The 14,856-nt window shown below is 72.7% G+C and carries 17 protein-coding genes; 8 read left to right on the top strand and 9 right to left on the bottom strand.

The window, feature by feature from the left end; translation table 11 throughout:
* Window positions 1-4: 4 nt before the first annotated feature.
* The 4 genes from ACFPLC_RS39775 to ACFPLC_RS39760 all read left to right on the top strand — a co-directional run bounded on the left by ACFPLC_RS39775 (window position 5) and on the right by ACFPLC_RS39760 (window position 2,141).
* Window positions 5-799 carry an SDR family NAD(P)-dependent oxidoreductase gene (locus ACFPLC_RS39775; RefSeq protein WP_378201176.1) on the top strand — a complete coding sequence of 265 codons (795 nt, stop codon included), beginning with the start codon at window positions 5-7 and terminating at the stop codon, window positions 797-799.
* A gap of 134 nt (window positions 800-933) precedes the next feature.
* Window positions 934-1,095, top strand: coding sequence for a hypothetical protein (locus ACFPLC_RS39770; protein ID WP_191313427.1), 162 nt, complete (start codon window positions 934-936; stop codon window positions 1,093-1,095).
* Window positions 1,096-1,176: 81 nt separating this feature from the next.
* Complete coding sequence (locus tag ACFPLC_RS39765) at window positions 1,177-1,626, top strand: MarR family winged helix-turn-helix transcriptional regulator (protein WP_378201179.1); 450 nt, start codon at window positions 1,177-1,179, stop codon at window positions 1,624-1,626.
* Between the two features lie 269 nt (window positions 1,627-1,895).
* Entirely contained in the window at window positions 1,896-2,141 is a 246-nt protein-coding gene (locus ACFPLC_RS39760; RefSeq protein WP_378201182.1) for an ATP F0F1 synthase subunit C, read from the top strand.
* Window positions 2,142-2,179: 38 nt separating this feature from the next.
* On the opposite strand, the gene ACFPLC_RS39755 is transcribed toward ACFPLC_RS39760, so the two are convergent.
* Window positions 2,180-2,701: a MarR family winged helix-turn-helix transcriptional regulator gene (locus tag ACFPLC_RS39755; RefSeq protein WP_378201185.1), complete on the bottom strand. Its 522-nt coding sequence runs from the start codon at window positions 2,699-2,701 to the stop codon at window positions 2,180-2,182.
* Window positions 2,702-2,812: 111 nt separating this feature from the next.
* Here ACFPLC_RS39755 and ACFPLC_RS39750 point away from each other — a divergent pair, with 111 nt between their 5' ends.
* On the top strand, window positions 2,813-2,968 hold the full coding sequence (locus ACFPLC_RS39750; RefSeq protein ID WP_378236092.1) for a hypothetical protein: 156 nt from the start codon (window positions 2,813-2,815) through the stop codon (window positions 2,966-2,968).
* Between the two features lie 90 nt (window positions 2,969-3,058).
* Here the strand turns inward: ACFPLC_RS39750 and ACFPLC_RS39745 are convergent, their stop codons facing one another.
* Both ACFPLC_RS39745 and ACFPLC_RS39740 read right to left on the bottom strand, forming a co-directional pair.
* The gene (locus tag ACFPLC_RS39745) at window positions 3,059-4,519 is read right to left on the bottom strand and encodes a type VII secretion protein EccB (RefSeq protein ID WP_378201188.1); all 1,461 of its coding nucleotides are present in this window, start codon (window positions 4,517-4,519) and stop codon (window positions 3,059-3,061) included.
* 77 nt (window positions 4,520-4,596) lie between these two features.
* Window positions 4,597-5,481 carry a PaaX family transcriptional regulator gene (locus ACFPLC_RS39740; RefSeq protein ID WP_378236091.1) on the bottom strand — a complete coding sequence of 295 codons (885 nt, stop codon included), beginning with the start codon at window positions 5,479-5,481 and terminating at the stop codon, window positions 4,597-4,599.
* 122 nt (window positions 5,482-5,603) lie between these two features.
* Here ACFPLC_RS39740 and ACFPLC_RS39735 point away from each other — a divergent pair, with 122 nt between their 5' ends.
* Window positions 5,604-6,527: an extracellular catalytic domain type 1 short-chain-length polyhydroxyalkanoate depolymerase gene (locus tag ACFPLC_RS39735; protein WP_378201194.1), complete on the top strand. Its 924-nt coding sequence runs from the start codon at window positions 5,604-5,606 to the stop codon at window positions 6,525-6,527.
* Between the two features lie 50 nt (window positions 6,528-6,577).
* On the opposite strand, the gene ACFPLC_RS39730 is transcribed toward ACFPLC_RS39735, so the two are convergent.
* Together ACFPLC_RS39730 and ACFPLC_RS39725 are read right to left on the bottom strand one after the other, a co-directional pair.
* Window positions 6,578-7,684: a sensor histidine kinase gene (locus tag ACFPLC_RS39730; RefSeq protein WP_378201195.1), complete on the bottom strand. Its 1,107-nt coding sequence runs from the start codon at window positions 7,682-7,684 to the stop codon at window positions 6,578-6,580.
* Window positions 7,681-8,337 carry a response regulator transcription factor gene (locus ACFPLC_RS39725; RefSeq protein ID WP_378201198.1) on the bottom strand — a complete coding sequence of 219 codons (657 nt, stop codon included), beginning with the start codon at window positions 8,335-8,337 and terminating at the stop codon, window positions 7,681-7,683. Before ACFPLC_RS39725 ends, ACFPLC_RS39730 begins: the two co-directional genes overlap by 4 nt.
* A gap of 86 nt (window positions 8,338-8,423) precedes the next feature.
* Here ACFPLC_RS39725 and ACFPLC_RS39720 point away from each other — a divergent pair, with 86 nt between their 5' ends.
* On the top strand, window positions 8,424-9,578 hold the full coding sequence (locus ACFPLC_RS39720) for a serine hydrolase domain-containing protein (protein ID WP_378201201.1): 1,155 nt from the start codon (window positions 8,424-8,426) through the stop codon (window positions 9,576-9,578).
* A 10-nt stretch (window positions 9,579-9,588) separates the two neighbouring features.
* Here the strand turns inward: ACFPLC_RS39720 and ACFPLC_RS39715 are convergent, their stop codons facing one another.
* The gene (locus ACFPLC_RS39715) at window positions 9,589-10,362 is read right to left on the bottom strand and encodes an inositol monophosphatase family protein (protein WP_378201204.1); all 774 of its coding nucleotides are present in this window, start codon (window positions 10,360-10,362) and stop codon (window positions 9,589-9,591) included.
* A 29-nt stretch (window positions 10,363-10,391) separates the two neighbouring features.
* On the opposite strand from ACFPLC_RS39715, the gene ACFPLC_RS39710 reads away from it, so the two are divergent.
* Complete coding sequence (locus ACFPLC_RS39710; RefSeq protein ID WP_378201207.1) at window positions 10,392-11,333, top strand: LysR family transcriptional regulator; 942 nt, start codon at window positions 10,392-10,394, stop codon at window positions 11,331-11,333.
* Between the two features lie 60 nt (window positions 11,334-11,393).
* On the opposite strand, the gene ACFPLC_RS39705 is transcribed toward ACFPLC_RS39710, so the two are convergent.
* The 3 genes from ACFPLC_RS39705 to ACFPLC_RS39695 all read right to left on the bottom strand — a co-directional run bounded on the left by ACFPLC_RS39705 (window position 11,394) and on the right by ACFPLC_RS39695 (window position 14,757).
* The gene (locus ACFPLC_RS39705; protein WP_378201210.1) at window positions 11,394-11,993 is read right to left on the bottom strand and encodes an NAD(P)-dependent oxidoreductase; all 600 of its coding nucleotides are present in this window, start codon (window positions 11,991-11,993) and stop codon (window positions 11,394-11,396) included.
* A 110-nt stretch (window positions 11,994-12,103) separates the two neighbouring features.
* Window positions 12,104-13,450 carry an alpha/beta fold hydrolase gene (locus ACFPLC_RS39700; protein WP_378201213.1) on the bottom strand — a complete coding sequence of 449 codons (1,347 nt, stop codon included), beginning with the start codon at window positions 13,448-13,450 and terminating at the stop codon, window positions 12,104-12,106.
* A complete protein-coding gene (locus ACFPLC_RS39695) occupies window positions 13,447-14,757 on the bottom strand; it encodes an MFS transporter (RefSeq protein ID WP_378201216.1) in 1,311 nt (436 codons plus the stop codon). Before ACFPLC_RS39695 ends, ACFPLC_RS39700 begins: the two co-directional genes overlap by 4 nt.
* Window positions 14,758-14,856 lie beyond the last annotated feature (99 nt).

Genomic DNA, 14,856 nt, shown 5'->3' with positions numbered 1-14,856 from the left:
GCCCGTGGACCTGGGACTGGACGGCGCGGTCGCCGTCGTCACCGGAGCCAGCCGGGGCATCGGGCTGGCCGTCACCGAAACCCTCGTCGCGGAGGGCGCCCACGTCGTGGCGGGCGCGCGCGTCCCGGGGCCCGACCTCGACGCGCTCGTCCGGGCGGGGAAGGCGCACGCGCTCGCCGTCGACCTCGGCACGGCGGACGGCCCCGGCCGGCTGGCCGAGCTGGCCGTGGCCGAGTTCGGCCGCATCGACGTCCTGGTCAACAACGTCGGCGCGGTCACGCCGAGGCCGAACGGCTTCCTGCTGGTCACCGACGACGAGTGGACGCGGTCGGTGACGCTGAACCTGCTGAGCGCGGTCCGGGCCACCCGGGCGGTGCTCCCGACCATGGTGACCGCCGGCCGGGGGAGCGTCGTCACGGTCGCCTCGGTCAACGCGGTCCTGCCCGACCCCGGCGTGATCGACTACAGCGCGGCGAAGGCGGCGCTGGTCAGCTTCACCAAGTCGGTGTCGAAGGAGTTCGGGCCACGCGGGATCCGCGTCAACGCGATCAACCCGGGCCCGGTCGCGACGGATCTGTGGCTCGGCGCCGGCGGCGTGGCCGAAACCCTGGCCGCGACGACGGGGGCGAACCCGGACGCGGTCGCCGAGGAGGCGGCCGGGCACGCCGTCACCGGCCGGTTCACCCGGCCCGCCGAGGTGGCGAACCTGGTGGCGTTCCTGGCCAGCGACCGGGTGGCGGGCAACATCACCGGCGCGGCTTTCGCCATCGACGGCGGCTACGCCGCGGAAATCCACTGATCGTCCCGGCGCCGTCTGCCTCGCTTTCCCGGATCCCGGCCGAATCACGGCGAGGCGCTGCCCCGGAAGGGGTGTCCGGGAGTAGGCACCCCGCGGACGGGGTATTTCCGTGACAAGTTCAGAAGGGAATCGCCATGGGAATCCTCGTCGCCCTGCTCGTCATCTGGGCCGTCCTGGTCGTGCTCGGCATCGTCGTCAAGGGGCTGTTCTGGCTGATCATCGTGGGCGCGGTGTTGTTCGTCGCGACCGGCGTGATCGGCTTCGTCAAGCGCGAAGCGCTCGGTCGACGGCGCTGAGCAGGGGCGGTCCGCCGGCCGGACAGCTGTGGGGAACACCTACAATTGTGCCGGCCCGCGGCCGCCCCTATGCTCGCGCGCATGTCCGTCTCCCCGCTCGACCAGCCGCGGGCGCTGCTGCGCTGGCCCACCTACGTGATGGGCCGGCTGCACCGCCGCGGCGTCGGCCGGATCGACGCGGCCCTGGCCGGCCAGGGGGTCGCCCTGCGCGACTACTACGTGCTGGTCTGCATCGGCGAGTCCGGCCCGCCGTCGCAGCAGCGCGTCGCCGACCGGCTCGGCCTGGACCGCAGTGACCTCGTGAAGGTGCTCGACCGGCTGGAGGCGGCGGGCTGGGTGTCGCGGGAGCGCGACACCGAGGACCGCCGACGGCACGTCCTCACCCTCACCGAGCACGGCCGCGCCACGGTCGGCAAGGTCGAAGAGGTCTCGAACGCGGTGAACGGCGAGCTGCTTGCCCGGCTGAGCCCGGGTGAGCAGGAGACGTTGCACCGGTTGCTGCTGAAGGCGCTGGGGGCGCCGTCCGCCTGACGCGGACGCATTTCACTGAGCACAATGGACAGTGCGGTTCCGTGGCGCTCGCATTGTCGGCGGCATTATCCGATTTGCCGTGATATCCTGATGGTGTTCGGACCACTCGATGACCGACAATCCCGCCCGGCCGGCGAGATCTGCCTTCGATCCGACGAACATCCCCGTTTTCCGGCGCCTTCCCTCGGCTTTGAGCCATCTCCGGTGTGACGCACGAGCCCGCTGTTCCACGCGAGCGTGCGCGTGGACCGATGTGAAGGGGAATGTCCATGACCGAAGCTGTTCTGGCCCAAACCGCCAACATCAACCCCGGCCTCGCCGCCATCGGCTACGGATTGGGGGCGATCGGCCCCGGAATCGGTGTCGGCCTGATCTTCGCGGCCGTCATCAATGGTACCGCACGTCAGCCGGAAGCGCGCGGAAAACTGCAGACGATCGGGTATTCGACCTTCGTGCTGAGCGAAGTGCTCGCGTTGATCGGGGTCGTGGTGTATTTCATCGCGTCCAACCGGTGAATCCACCGCCCGCGCCCGGCGCACCCGCCGGGCGCGGGTCAGTCCGCCTGAGGGGCCTTCCGGGACTTGTCCTCGACCGTCTGGACCATGGTTCGCAGGCCGTTGGTGATCGTGGTGAGCTTGCCGCCGCTGATGCGGGCGACCACCTCGGCCTCGGCGGCGTTGAACCGCGGGTAGAGGTCCTTCATCAGGGCCAGGCCTTCGCCGGTGAGCACCAGGTGCACCAGCCGCCGGTCGGCGGCGTCGATTTCGCGGCGCAGCAGGCCGCGGCCCTCCAGGGTCTTGGCGACGCCGGTCAGCGTGCCCTTGGAGATCGCCGCTACGGTCGCCGCGTGCCGGGTTTCGAGGCCGTCGAAGATCCACACGCACCACAGCACGACGAAGCCCGTCCAGCTCAGGTGATGCTCGCGCAGCACCGCGTTGGTGAGGTGGTTGCGGACGGCGTTGGCCGCGCGGTACAGGCTCGACAGGGCCGCCGCGGCGGGCAGGTCGAGCGCCGGCTCGGCGATGTGCGCGGACAACGCCTTTTCGGTTTCGGCGAGGCTGTATCCGTCCGGCATGGCCCGATCGTACGGCTTCAAACGGATGGCAGCTCGCCCAGTCGCCGGCCAGGGGAATGGTCGAAACCGGGACATTGAGGTCGATCGCGGCCGCCGTGCGAGCATGCGGTGGTGGACAACCTGGCGGGCGCCACCGAAACGGCGGTCATCGTGCCGATCCCGGCGGCAGGGGTGGGCCACGAGCTGACGGCGGCACTGGCCGGCCCCCGACCTACCCGAGCCGCTCTGGGCGCTCACCGAACGGGGTTGTTCTCCGCCGTACGGTGAGCTCCCGATCCGGGCCGGCGTCGACCGGGTGCGCCTGATCGCCGGCACCACGAACGCGGGCTCGTGGCGCACGGTGGCCGAGTTCGCCCTCTAGCTCGACTGCATCAGGATGAAGTCGCCGTGGCCGCCGTAGCCGAGGACGTCTTCGGCGTACTGGGTGCCGTTGAACGTCGGCAGCCACCAGCGGTGGCCGATCCGGACCAGCATCGGGTGCGGGATGTTGGTGCCGTAGGGCGCGTTCAGCGTGCCGAGCTTGCGCAGGCTCAGGTCGTACACCGGGTATTCGCGGGCGTCGCCGTCGCTGGCGAACAGGTACCAGCGGCCGCCCACTCGCTGCAGGATCGTTCCCTCCGTCTGCTTCACCGACAGATCGGCACCCAGCAGCGTGAGCCCCTCGTCGTAGTCCGCGCCGCGCGGGGCCGCCGCCAGGGCCGGGTGGAACACGAAAGCCGGTTGCTGCGCCGGGCTTTCGACGAACGCGATGTGCCAGCGGCCGTCGATCTTCGTCAGGGCCGGGTCCCACGAACTGACCGTCGTCGGCAGCGGCAGCTGCTCGGTGGGCAGGACGTGCACGCCCGACAGCACGTCCTCGCGGGTGACCGCGTGACGCACGTGGACGCCGTTGAACGAGAAATCGCCCCAGGAGCTCATCAGCAGGATGAAGCGGTCGCCGTCGCGGACGATCTGGCCGGCGTGGTCGCCGAGGACGACGCCGTCGCGCTCGAAGAACAGCGTCGCCACCTGCTCCAGCCGGGTGGGATCGGCCAGGTCGAGCGTCCACACCGCCCAGTGCGCCTGCTGGAAGAACCCGAGACCGGCGTTCGTCATGGTCAGGTAGAGCTTGCCGTGGCGGATGTAGGGACGGCCGTCGGCGTACTGCACGACGTGCGGATCGCGGACGCCGGCCTGGCCGAAGTACCCGGCCCGGACGCGGCCCAGCCGCGCGCGGCTGCCGTAGGCGTAGCCCAGCCGGCCCAGCACGGCGGGGTCGCGCAGGTCGATCCGGGCCCGGACCTGGTCGCGCTCGGTCAGCAGCGGCTGCCAGCCGGTGCCCCGGTCGGCCAGCACCGTGACCGCGTTCTCGTTGACCACCACGGCGAAGCCGAACGGCGCCCGCAGGTCCGCCGCCGCGGTCTTGACCACGGCGGTGCCGGCGGCCGTGGTGATCTCGATCGCCGCCTGCCCCGCGGCGGCGTCGTAGCGGCCGAGCACCGAGACTCCGGCGCCGGCCAGCCCGGCGACGACCGGCGCGCGGTCGTCGAGCACCTGCACGGTCACCGTCCCGTACGGCGCCTTCGGCCGGATACCGGTCTTGACGAGCGCGCCGGGCCGGGCGGGGGAGTCGAGCTGGACGAACCGGGGCGCGATCAGGTCGAACGGCCGGAACTGCTCGGTGACGGAGAACTTCAGGTCCAGCGGGCTCTCGCCGGCCGCTTCGGTGGCGGCCGGGCCGGCCGCCTCGGCGGTGCCGCCGAACAGGCTCGCGGTCACGCCGGTCACGCCCAGCGCGGCGAGGGCACGCAGAACGTCGCGTCGATCGAAGTCGGTCACCGTTGACCTCCGTGGTGGGGAGCGGGGGACCCCAGTTTGCAACGTGGCATGCAACGTGGCAACCGCCGTCGGGCCCCTTACTCCTCGACGAGGAACTCCAGCAGCCCGCCCGCCAGCTCCCCGGCCGGTCCGGCCCACTGCCGCCGCAGGGCGCGGAACAGGGCCGCCGCTCGCGTGCCCGGCCAGTCCGGCGGCAGCAGCGCTGGCGGCAGGACCGGGTCGCGGCGGATCAGCAGGAGCCACTCCGCGCCGAGGCGGATGCGGCACGTCAGCTCGTCGCCGGGGTCTCGGGGCGCGCTGCCGCCCCAGCGGCGGAGGAACTGCTCGTAACCGGCCGCGATCCGGGGCAGGTCCCAAGCCTCGCGGGCGATGCGCGCCGGGTCGGTCCACAGGAACGGCTCGGCGCGGAACACCTCGGCGTGGTCGAGCAGGTCGAGCTCGGCCAGTGCCGGGGCGATGTCGGCGGCCGACGCCGAGACCCACAGCCCGCTGCGCAGCGGGCCGAACCCGAACCAGCCCAGCCGGGTGCGCAGGGCGTACCGATCCGCCCTGCGGGTTTCCGGTACCGAGAACGTCAGCAGCGTCCACCGGCCGTCCCAGTGCCGGTCGACGACGTCGCCGTCGAGCCTGCGCTGCCCGTCGCGCAGCACCGCCGTGCCGTGCGGGGTCAGGCCGAGGAACGCCTGCCGCCCGCGGCGGACGGTGTGGAGCAGGTCGCGGCGGCTCATCCGGCTCAGCGTGGCCCGGGTCGCGTGCTCGCCGACGCCGAGCCGGTCGAGCGTGGCGATGACCCCGCCGGTCGACACGGCGATCCCGCGGTCCAGCACGTGGTCGCCGAACAGCGTCAGCAGCAGGGCCTCCGGCCGCACGCCCGGCGCACCCTCGCCGTCCGCCTCGAGCATGGGTCCCCTCGCCTGATTCTTCGCTGTTTCCACGACGATCAACAATCGTTTGTCCGGCATTTCGAGGATATCACCGAGTTCGAAAGTTTCGGTGCCGCAGAATGTTTGATGAATTGTTGACGGTCGTTCCGAATTTGCCTAACCTCAAGGCGCGAGGGGGGATCGCCGACCGGAGGTCACCGATGAGTGGATTCAGAACGGCGTTCGTGACCGTGGCCAGTGCCCTGCTGATGGCCCTCACCACCGCCGTGGTCCCGGCCCCGGCGTCGGCCGCTTCGCTGGTGGAAGTGACCGGCTTCGGGAACAACCCGGGCGGGATGCGCATGCACGTCTACGTGCCGGACGCGCGGCCGGCCAACCCCGCGATCGTGGTCGCGATGCACGGCTGCGGCGGCTCGGGGCCCGGCTTCTACTCCGGGAGCGAATTCGCCTCGCTGGCCAACCGATACGGGTTCCTCGTCATCTACCCCAGCGCCCAGCAGCAGGCCGGCTTCGGGAAGTGCTTCGACACCTGGTCGGACGCGGCGAAGCGCCGGGGCGGCGGCAGCGACCCGGTGTCGATCGTCTCGATGGTGACCTACGCCGAGCAGCACTACGGCGGCGACCCGAACCGCGTCTTCGCCACCGGCTCGTCCTCCGGCGGCATGATGACCAACGAGATGCTCGCCCTCTACCCGGACGTGTTCAAGGCGGGCGCGGCGTTCATGGGCGTCCCCTTCGGCTGCTTCGCGAACGCCGCGGACTTCCCGCCGTGGAGCAGCAAGTGCACCGGCAACGGCGGCGCGAACCGCACGCCGCAGCAGTGGGGTGACGCGGTCCGGCAGGCCTACCCCGGCTACACCGGTCCCCGCCCGCGCGTCCAGCTGTGGCACGGCACCGCCGACACGCTCGTGCCCTATGCGCTGCTGCAGGAGGAAATCGAGCAGTGGACCGACGTCTTCGGCCTGAGCCAGACGCCGACGTCGTCGGACACCCCGCAGGCCGGCTGGAACCGCCGCCGCTACGCCGACAAGGTGGAGGCGTACAGCATCCAGGGCGCCGGGCACAGCCTGCCCTCGACCGGGATGGCCGCCGCCGCGATCGCCTTCTTCGGGCTGGGCGGGTGACCGCGACCGGGCCGGTGGGGGCCGCACCCCGCCGCCCGGTGGCGAACGGCTCACCCGGGGTGTTCGGCGGCCGGGAGGTGGACGACGACGTCCAGGCCGCCGGCCGGGCGAGCGGCGAGGGTGATCTCACCCCGGTGCGCGGCGACGATCGCGTCCACGATGGACAGTCCGAGGCCGGCACCGCGGCCGGTGTGGCTCCGGGTGCCGTCGCCGCGGACGAACGGCTCCCGGAGCCGGTCGACGGCGTCCGGCGCGATCGGCGCACCGCTGTTCCCGATGCGCAGGAACGCCCGCCCGTCACCGCCGCCGGTGGCGACCTCGACGTGACCTCCGGAACGGTTGTGGCGGACGGCGTTCTCGACCAGGTTGCCGCACAGGCGTTCCAGCAGGACCGGTTCACCGCGGACCGGCGCCGGCCGCAGGTCGGCTCGCACGGGGAGCGCCACCCCGTCGAGGCTGCTCGCCACGATCCCGGCGAGGTCGACCCGGTCCCGGACGCCGGTGCCGGCCTGGCTGCGGGCCAGCGCCAGCAGTCCGTCGAGGGTGCGCCGGCTCTGCTCGACGGCGGCCCGGATGTCGGCGGCCATGGCCAGCAGTTCTTCGACGTCGGGGCGGTTGTCGAGGGTGACGTCGACGGCGGTGCGCATGGTGGTCAGCGGGGTCCGCAGCTCGTGGGCGGCGTTGGCGGTGAACAGGCGCTGGCTCGCGAGCACCCGGTCGCGTTCGGCGACGCCGTCGGAGATGCGGTCGAGCATCCCGTTGACGGTGCCGGCCAGGGTGGCGAGCTCGTCGAGCGGCCGGGTGACCGGTATCCGCTCGGACAGGTTCTCCGCCGAGAGACGCCGTGCGGTGGTGGAGATCGTGCGGATGGGACGCAGTACGCGCCCGGCCACCAGCCACCCCACGACCGCGGCGAGGGCCGTCACCACCGCGAGCGCGATCGCGGCCTGGCCGACGAAGTCGGTGAGGGTGACCGCGGTGATCGACGGCGGCAACGGCGGTATCCCGGCCGGCTCCGGCGACGGGCCGAGGGTGAAGACCGATATCCGGTGGCCGCCGTCGCGGCGCAGCAGCAAGTAGGTCAGGGTGGTCAGGAGGGCGCCGGCGGCGAGGACCAGTGCGGCGTACAGGAGCGTGAGCCGGCTGCGCGCGGTCACGGGACGAGCCGGTAGCCGGCACCCGGCACGGTCTCGATGGGCGGTGGGTCGCCGAGCTTGCGCCGCAACGTGCCGACGGTGATCCGGACCGCGTTGGTGAACGGGTCGGCGTGTTCGTCCCACACCTTGTCCAGCAACGTTTCCGCGCTCACCACCGCGCCGTCGGCGGCGAGCAGGTGCTCGAGCACGCCGAACTCCTTGGGGGTCAGGTGCAAGAGCCGGCCAGCGCGCTCCGCGGTGCGCCGTGCGGGATCGAGCACCACGCCGGCGGCGCGCAGGACCGGCGGCAGCGCGGGCGCGCTGCGGCGGGACAGGGCCCGTACCCTGGCGACGAGCTCGGAGAACGCGAACGGCTTGCCGAGGTAGTCGTCGGCGCCCAGCGTGAGCCCCGCGACCCGGTCCTCGACCGCGCCGGACGCGGTGAGCATCAGGATCCGCGCCGCCCCGTGCCCGGCGAGCTCGCGGCACACCGCGTCCCCGTGCACGACGGGCAGATCCCGGTCCAGGACGACGACGTCGTAGGGGGTGGCCACGCACTTGTCCAGCGCGGTGCGCCCGTCGAAGGCGACGTCGACGGCGAACCCGTGCTTGCGCAGGCCGGCCGCGACGTACTTGGCCAGCGGTTGCTCGTCCTCGACCAGTAGCACCCGCACCCGCGCAGTGTCCCGCGCGCGGCATATGGATCACGTATGGGCCGTCGATCGGCCCGCGATCGGCCGTGCTCGGTAGACCTTCGGCCATGACCACGACACGACGATCCGCACTGGGCGTGCTCGGCGCTTCCGGTGCGTTGCTGGCCACGGGCGCCGTCGCCCGAGCGGCTTCCGGCTCCGCCGTCACCCCCACCTCCGTCGACGTGCGGGCGTTCGACCGGTTCGTGCGGGAACAGGCGGCCGTGGACGCGTTCTCCGGCAGCCTGCTGCTGGTCCACCGGGGACGGCCCGTGCTGGCCAGGTCCTACGGGCGGGCCAACGACGCTGCTCCCAACGGCCCGGACACGCTCTTCGCCATGGCCTCGGTGACGAAGCTGTTCACGGCGGTGGCCATCGCGCAGCTCGCGCAGGCCGGCCGGCTCGCCTACACCAGCACGCTGGGCACCTTCCTGAGCGGTTTCCCCGCCGGGATCGCCGATACCGTGCAAGTCCACCACCTCCTCACCCACACCTCCGGCTTCGGCGACACCTTCGCCATGCCGGGGTACCTGGCGGAAGCGCTCACCTGGACCGACGTCGACCAGGTGATGAACGGCACGACCGACTACATCCGGCGGAGTTCGCCGGAGTTCGCGCCGGGAGCCGGGTACCGCTACAGCAACGCCGCCTACCACCTGCTCGGTGCGATCGTGGCCGAGGTGTCCGGGCAGTCCTACTACGACTACGTGCGGGAGCACGTGTTCCGTCCGGCCGGCATGACCGCCACGGACTTCCGCACCAGGCCGCAGTGGCACACCGACCCCCGCATGGCCCACCCCTACGCGAAACAGCCGTCCGGCGAACGCGCCGACACGATCGACCAGCGGCTGTACGTCGGCACCCCGTCCGGGGACGCGTTCACGACGTGTGCCGACATGGCCCGCTTCGCGGCCGCGCTGCAGGGTTCGAAGTTGCTCGACCGCGCCTTCACGGGGATCACCCTGGGTGGGAAGGTGCCCCTTCCGCCGCAGCCCGGCGGGCCGCCCGCGGGCCCGCACGCCGGCTTCCAGTGCTACGGCCCGATGACGCTGCTCGTCGGCAACCAGTGGGTGACCGGCCACGGTGGCGGCGCCCCGGGCACGTCGACCGATTTCCAGCTGTACCCCGACACCGAGTGGGTGACGGTGATCCTGAGCAACTACGACTACGACGGCGGACCCCCTCCAGTCGTGAAGAAGGCACGCGACATCATCACCGCGTGAACCGGCGCGCTCAGGCGGTGAGGACCTTCAGCGCGGCGGCGTGCACCCCGGGCGCGGCGGCGAGGTAGCCCTCGCTCGTCAATTCCCACGGCCCGCCCTCGAGGTCCGTGACGACGCCACCGGCTTCCTGGACCAGCAGGACACCGGCGGCGTGGGACCGGACGTTGTCGAACTGCCAGTGCAGGTCCATCCGGCCCGCGGCGACCTGGGCGAGCTGGTGGGTCACCGGCACGGAGATCCGCACGTACAGCGCCGCTTCCGACATCGCGGTGAACGAGCGGCCCATCCGGGCGAGGAAGCCGTGGCCGGGCTGGGCCTGGCCGGTGCCCGCGAGGGCGCCGTCCAGCGCCGTCTTGGCCGACACCCGGAGCCGCTCACCGTTCAGGTGGGCGCCGCCGCCCTCGGTGGCGGTGAACATTTCGTCGAGCACCGGGAAGAAGAGCACGGCCAGCACCGGACGGCCGTCGCGGACGAGGCTCACGCCGACGTTCCAACCGGGCATGCCGTGCACCGCGTTGACGTTGCCGCCCACGGGGTCGATAAGCCACCACTCGCCCGCGGGCAGCGGGCCGGACCCGTGTTCGTCGTCGAGCCAGCGTGCCTCCGGCCGGATTTCCGCCAGTGCGGGCCGGAGCACGCCGGCGACCGCGGAGTCGTTGTCGTCCAGGCTCTTCAGCACCTCGGGCAGCCCGGGCTGGCGGGACGCGGGGGAGTAGCGCGCCAGCATCCGGGCCCCGGCGGCGCGGACGGCGGCGGTGGTGGCGGCGAGCAGGTCCTGAGTCATGATTTTTCTCCTGTGGTTGTCTTGGGTTCGTGCAACTCGACTTGAACTTGCTCACGGTGCTCGACGCGCTGCTCGAAGAGGGCAGCGTGATGGGCGCGGCCGAGCGGCTGCACCTGTCGTCCCCGGCGGTCAGCCGCACTCTCGGCCGGCTCCGCGCGGTGACCGGCGACGACATCCTGGTCCGCACCGGCCACACGATGGTTCCGACGCCGTACGCGGTGGCCATCCGCGAAGACGTGCACGGGCTGGTCCGGCGGGCGCGAGAGGTCCTGCAGCCGGCCCGCGAGCTGAACCTCGGCGAGCTGGACCGCACGTTCACGATCCAGTGCCACGACGCGCTCGCGACGTCGGTCGTCCCGGCGCTGGCCGGCCGGCTGCAGGACCGGGCGCCCGGCGTGCGGCTGCGCGTGCTGGCCGAGCACTCCGCCGACACCGACGACCTGCGGCACGGCCGCGTCGACGTCGAACTCGGCGGTGCCCGCCCGCAGTCGCCCGAGTTCCGGTCGGAGGTGCTCGGCCGCGACCCCCTGGTGGTGGCGATGCGCCGGGGCCACCCGGCGGCCGGGGGCCTCGACCTGCGGGAGTTCGCCGCGCACCCGCACGTGCTGGTCTCCCGCCGCGGCCGGCTCACGGCCCCGATCGACGACGTGCTGGCCGCCGAAGGCCTGCGCCGCCGGGTGATCGCGTCGGTGGCCACACTCGCGACGGCACTGCAGCTGGCGGTGCACAGTGACGCGCTGGTCAGCTGCACGGCGGTGCTCAGCCGTCCGCTGATCGACGCGTTCGGGCTGATCACCCGCCCGCTCCCGGCCGAGTCGCCGGAGGCGGAGATCTGCTGCACGTGGCACCAGCGCTACGACTCCGACCCGGCCCACGCCTGGCTCCGCGACCAGGTCCGCACAGCCCTGACCGAAATCACCACCGGCGGCCCGGTGGCGGTCCGGAAGTCTGCCGCGGCCGGTCGTGAGTGAAAAAGCGGGTTAGAACACTGTTTTTCACTCACGACGGCCGCGGCAGACCGGCGAAGAGGGTCACTCGGGGAGGGGGAGGGCGATCGTGCCCGGGAAGCGGGGGGTCTCGGCCTCGTCGAGCATCGCCGCGGCCACCGTCGCCCGGCTGATCTCCGCGGTGAAGTCCAGTGGTGGCCCGGCTTCCAGGCCCACCGTGCGCCGGCCCGGGCTTTCCGGGCCGTCGCTCAGCAACCCCGCGTGGAACACCGTGCCGCCGGCGGCGAGGATCGTCGCGTCGGCCTCGACCTTGTCGCCGAGCCGGTCGCCCAGCAGTTTCGCGAGCCCCCCGGCCGCTTCCCCGGCCACCGGCGCCGACCGGCCCGTCCCGTAGGCGCCGAGCCAGATGATCCGCGACGGCCCGGCCGCGACCACCGCCTTGGCGCCCGCCGCCAGCACCCCCGCCCGGTCCGTGCCGAGTCCGGAAAGGACGGTCGAGCCGGCGAGGGCGAGGCTCGCCGGGTCCTCGACGTCCCCCGCCACCTTGTGCAACCGGGCCGACGGGGGAACGTCGATGCGCCGGGGATCCCGGGCGATCGCGGTGACGGTGTGCCCGCGCCGCAGGGCTTCCCGGGTGAGCGCGAGTCCGGTCCGGCCGGACGCCGCGAGGACGGTGAGGTTCATGCCGACCACGCTAGGGACGCGGCGGATTGACTACAAATGCCAGTTCGGAAAGGGATGATTTACCGTGACGCAAGGGGGCGGCCGTCGCGGAAGGCGGCCGCCCCCTTGCCTCAGCGGCGGTCCGCGCCGGTGAGTGGCGCCGGGGTGTAGCGGAGGTAGCGGCCCGGGGCGCCGAGGGCGGCCGCGGCCGCGTTGAGGCGTTCCGGCCGGAGGTCGGGCCAGTGCCCGGTGGTGATGCGGGATTCCAGGGCGTGCAACGCCGCCAGTGTCTCCGACGGCTGGAAGGCGCAGTGCCCGGCCGCGCCCACGTACGCCTGGCGCAGCAACGAATCCCGCCCGGCCGCGCGGACCCGGTGGGCGTACCAGTTCTCCTGTTCGACCGGGACCAGGTGGTCCGCGGTGGTGTGGATGGCCAGCGAGGGGACGCGCAGCCGTCCGGTCGCCGTCGACGTGCGGGCCAGCGTGCCGACGGCCTGCGGGTCGGCCGTGACGTCCGCGTGACGGGTCAGCTCGGCCAGGTCGGCGTCGAGGTCGAGGCCCGCGGTGCGGTACAGCGCCCGGACCTGCCGCGCCAGCGGGCTGCCGGACAGCAGGGCGTGGTAATCGACGCCGGCGTTGAACGCGCTGTTCCCGCCGGCCGCCAGCTCGATCTGGTAGCGCCCGGGCACCACGAACCCGAGCACGAACTGCGCGAGGGCCTGCTGCTGTTGCTGTTCCTGGCCCGCGTAGTCGGCGAGCCCGGGCGGGGTGTCCCCGGTCAGCCACGGCGGCATGTTCATCAGCGCGGCACCGAGGGCGATCCGCGCCCGGCCGGCCGCAGTGCCCTGGGCGTCGGTGACGATCTTCGTCAGCGCCGCGCCGGCCGCGCTCGCTTCCTCGGCGCTCGTGTAGCGCACGAGCTTCACCGGCTGGGCCGGGGCGAGCAGGCGGGACAACGCGTATTCGCCGTCGAGCTGGTAGTTGTTGAGGTTCAGCGCTCCCGCGACCAGGCCGCACGTGGTCAGCGCGCCGTCGAGCCGCCGGTTGCCGGACTCGGCCTCCAGTGCGCTGACCAGCCCACCCATCGACGTGCCCCACGCGATGGTGCGGCGGGGCTCGCCGATCTTCCGCACGAGCTGGTCGAGCGAGGCGAACTGGTCCCGCGGCGCGGCGGCGAGCGCCCACAGCGACGGCCCGCTGTAGGACGAGCCGATCAGGGCGTACCCCGCCGCGAGCAGGGCCTGGCCGGTCGGCTCGTCGGGCGCGTTGCGCGCTTCGAGGGGGCCGAAGCCGTGGCTGTAGAGGATGACGGTCCCGTTCCAGGAGGCCGGGACGTCCGCCACCCAGCTCGCGCCGTCGGGCAGCTGCCCGGTGTAGTGCGCCGGGGTGGCGGCCTGCGCCGTGCTTCCCGTGGTGAGGCCGAACGCGGTCAGCGTCGTCGCGACGAGGGCGCCGACCCGGCGCAGCCACCGGCTCATCGGAGTCCTTCCCGCTGGGCGGCCGCGGGCACGCCCGGCTCGGGGGCGAGGTCGCGGCGGTGGGTCTCCCGCAGCGCCAGCACGCAGACGGCGGAGAGGAGGCAGAACGCGGCGATGGTCCACGACACCGGGGTGGTCGAGCCGCCGCCGTTGGCGCGCTGGAGCTCGGCGAAGATCAGCGGGGCGAACCCGGCGCCGAGCCCGGCCAGCTGGTAGCCCAGCGACGCGCCGGTGTACCGGCTTTCGGTGTCGAACAGCTCCGAGTACAGCGCAGCCAGCGGCCCGTACATCATCGGGTGGATCACGCCCTGGCCGAGCACCAGGGCCAGGACCAGCAGGAAGCCGCTGCCGCTGCGGACCATCGGGAAGAGCAGGAACCCGAACACCGCCATCGCGGCCACGCCGGCCAGGACGACCGGGCGGCGGCCGATCCGGTCCGAAAGCGCCGACCACAGCAGGATTCCCGCCACCGCGCACGCCGAGGACAGCGTGAGCGCGTTGAGCACGTCCTGCCGCGGGTGGCCGTGCTGGACGCTGTAGGCGAGCACGAAGGTAGTCAGCGTGGCTTGGACGACGAACGCGGCCAGCCCGACGCCGACACTGAGCGCCAGCACGCGCGGGTGGTCCCGCAGCACGGCGACCAGCGGCAGCCGCCGCCGTTCTTCCTTGCGGGTCGCCAGGAACGCCGGGGTTTCGTCGACCCGGGAGCGCACGAACAGGCCGATCGCGAGCAGCACGATGCTGAGCAGGAACGGGATGCGCCAGCCCCAGGCGAGGAAGTCGGCCTCGGAGGTGAGCCCGGCGGTGGCGGACATGACCAGCGTCGACACGACCATGCCGCTCGGCGCGCCGGCGTTGGTGAAGCCGGCCCACAGCCCGCGGCGGGACCGCGCGTGCTCGGCGGACATCAGCACCGCGCCGCCCCACTCGCCGCCGACCGCGATGCCCTGGACGACGCGGAGCAGGACCAGTCCGATCGGGGCGACCGGGCCGATCTGGTCGTAGCCGGGGAGCAGGCCGATGAGGAAGCTCGCGACGCCCATCAGGGTCATGGTCAGCACGAGCATCCGCTTGCGGCCCAGGCGGTCGCCGAAGTGGCCGAAGATCAGGCCGCCGAGCGGGCGGGCGAGGTAGCCGGTGGTGAACGTGCCGAAGCTGGCGACCGTGGCCAGCGCCGGGTCGAGGTCGGCGAAGAAGACCTTGCCGAAGACCACCGCGCTCGCCGTGGCGTAGAGGAGGAAGTCGTAGTACTCGATGAGACTGCCGAGGAAGCTCGACGCGACCGCTCTGCGGAGCTGAGTGCTCATGGGGTTCACCCTCGTCTTCGGGGGCGGGGCACTGCGGGAGGGGCAGGTTCGTCCGGGGTGGACGACGGGGGAGCGGGCCCCAACGTTAGTCAGGGGCAT

Origin of the sequence: Amycolatopsis plumensis (assembly GCF_042652605.1) — a bacterium.
Taxonomy (GTDB): Bacteria; Actinomycetota; Actinomycetes; order Mycobacteriales; family Pseudonocardiaceae; genus Amycolatopsis; species Amycolatopsis plumensis.
This window is presented reverse-complemented; position numbering and strand designations above follow the sequence as displayed.